Annotated in this window: 2 protein-coding genes and 1 pseudogene; all 3 read left to right on the forward strand. The window is 42.4% G+C overall.

The features are described 5' to 3' along the window. Positions 1-185, forward strand: a pseudogene (locus ACH2DQ_RS20530) (sugar ABC transporter permease); the annotation flags it as partial. Beyond that, a complete protein-coding gene (locus ACH2DQ_RS20535) occupies positions 185-1012 on the forward strand; it encodes a carbohydrate ABC transporter permease (protein WP_394911939.1) in 828 nt (275 codons plus the stop codon). The pseudogene ACH2DQ_RS20530 and the gene ACH2DQ_RS20535, both read left to right, overlap by 1 nt. Before the next feature lie 14 nt (positions 1013-1026). Continuing rightward, a partial coding sequence (locus ACH2DQ_RS20540) for an NPCBM/NEW2 domain-containing protein (protein WP_395028108.1) occupies positions 1027-2576 on the forward strand: 1550 nt, incomplete at its 3' end.

Consider the following 2576-nt stretch of genomic DNA (forward strand, 5'->3'; position numbering starts at 1 on the left):
AGGCGTTAACTGCCGGAGGCCCTGGATTTGCAAGCCATTCACTTGCTACTTTAGTGTCTTATACTTATTTCAGAGGACAGAATGCAGGTTATTCGTCTGCAATTGGTATTTTCTCTTTTGTTTTGATTATGCTGATCAGTATTCTCTTTATGAAATATTTTAACCGAAAGGAAGTGGATATGTGATGGTAGAGAAAAAAGTAAAAAGTAAATTTCGCATTAGTACTATTGTGGCTGTCCTTATCTGCGCTTTTCACCTGATCCCATTCTATATTATGATCGGGGTGGCAATGAAAAGCCCTTTTGATACCAGCTCCAGATGGATGCTGCCAGGATATCTGTATCTGGATAATTTTAAGGAAGCAATAAGTTATGGGAAGATTCTGGGAAGTATCTTGTCTAATATCATAATAACAGGCGGGTCAATTATCGGAATTACGATTATAGGTGCGCTGGCTGCTTATCCCCTTGCCAGGAACCAGACAAAACTGAATAAGGGAATGCGTACCTTTATGCTTGGTATGATGATGGTGCCTGCATTGAGCCTGTTAGTTCCGCTGTACAGTCTGATGGGCAAAATCGGAGGGATCAGTACTTATTGGGGAATTATCCTGATCCTGATCACCTTTTCTCTGCCAACCAGTATCTTTCTTTATACTAATTTTGTCATTTCCATACCAACGGCATTAGACGAAGCAGCGGCAATTGACGGATGCCCCCGCTTGAAAATATTCTTTTTGATTATTTTACCCCAGCTAAAACCGGTAACTGCATCTGTTGTGATTATGACAGGGGTCAGCTGCTGGAATGATTATATGTTCAGTCTGTATTTCCTGCAATCACCCCAGTTAAAGACAGTAACCTTATCGGTTGCCAGCTTTTTCACTCAGACCCAGAGTAATATGGGTGCAGCAGCAGCCGGAGCATTGCTGGGTATTATACCAATTGTAACTCTATATTTTTGTCTGCAGAAATACTTTATCAAAGGTATGGTGGACAGTGCAATTAAATAGGATGGGAGAATTCTATGAAGAGAAAAAGTTTACGCAGGATAATGGCATTCACGATGGCATTTGCGGTTGCCTTCAGTAATATACAAATTCCTGTTCATGCGCAGGAGACAGAACTGGTTACGGAAGATTATATTTTGGAAAATGAAGTTGAGTATGACGATCATGCGGCCAGTCCGGCAGCGGAAGAAAATCCCTATATCTTTCTGACGGATCTTGACTGGATGAGTGCTGTTTCGGGATGGAAGACGATACAAAAAGATAAGGATGTGAATAAAGGTTCTCTGAATTTTAGTGATGGAACAGTTTATGAACGCGGCCTTGGTGCACATGCTGCTTCTGAAGTAGTCTATGATCTGGATGGGCAGTACAGCCGCTTTACAGGCATAGCCGGTATTGATAATGATAAGGTAGGAAATCAAAATACAGCACCGTGCCAATTCAGAATCCGAGGTGACGGAACACTGCTCTGGGAGAGTAAGGTTATGGGGATTGCCGCAAATAACTATGTACCGGAAGCCTATGATATCAATGTAGTTGGTGTGAAAGAATTGAAACTGGAGACTGTTGTATTAGGAGACAGTAATACAAGCTGCTGGACAAATTGGGCAGATACAAAACTTTACGCCAAAATAGATGAAAGTCTGCTGCTTACCGACCTGAAAGCAGGCGAAAGTACAATAGAGGGATTTGATCCGGGCGTTTTCCGTTATGTGCAGGAAGTTGCAGCAAATGATATGGATCACCTGGAAGATATGATGGCACCGGAGATAACGGCATTTTCAGGTGAAGGCACCCAGATTGAAATCATTCAGGCAGAACATGTTCCGGGATTGGCGGAAATAAAAGTGTCTAACGAGAAAGGATCCGTTACGTATCAGGTATATTTTGTAATACAGAATGTAGATTTTCTCAGTGACCTGGATTATGCCGGGAATACCGGTAATAAAATAAGCCGGGATGCAGATACACAAGGCAGTGAAATTCAGATGCTGGGGAGCGTATACCGCAAAGGAATAGGTATGAAAGCGGATTCTACAGTCACCTATAACCTGGAGGGACAATATGTAAAATTTCGCACCAGATATGGTTTAGTTGATGCATTGATGAGTGATCCATATATCAAAGGTACCTTTGTCATAAAATGTGATGGCGTTGTCAGGCATACCATGTCTATTAATCTGGACGACCAGGGATGGCATGATGTAATGACGGAAATTAATGTGGAAAAAGTGCAGACCCTTGAGCTTAGCCTGGTGGGGGAAGAAGGCCAGGAAGGAGATGTGTTTGGTGCCTGGGGAGATGCAATGGCTCTGCGCGGGGAGCCAAGCGGTACATTGCTTGCAAATATTACTGTAGACGGCAGAGAACTGGATGGATTTGCAGATAATATCTTGAATTATGAGGTAGCCCTTAATGCAGGAACGTCAAAAGTACCGGTTGTAAAAGCAACAGCCCAGGATAGTGAGGCGGTTGTGGAAGTGACCGATGCAAAGAAAATTCCGGGTACTACAGTTATAAAAGTATCAAAAGGAGAGAATACAACAGAGTATAAGATTGAATTTAA

It is taken from the genome of Robinsoniella sp. (assembly GCF_034124845.1).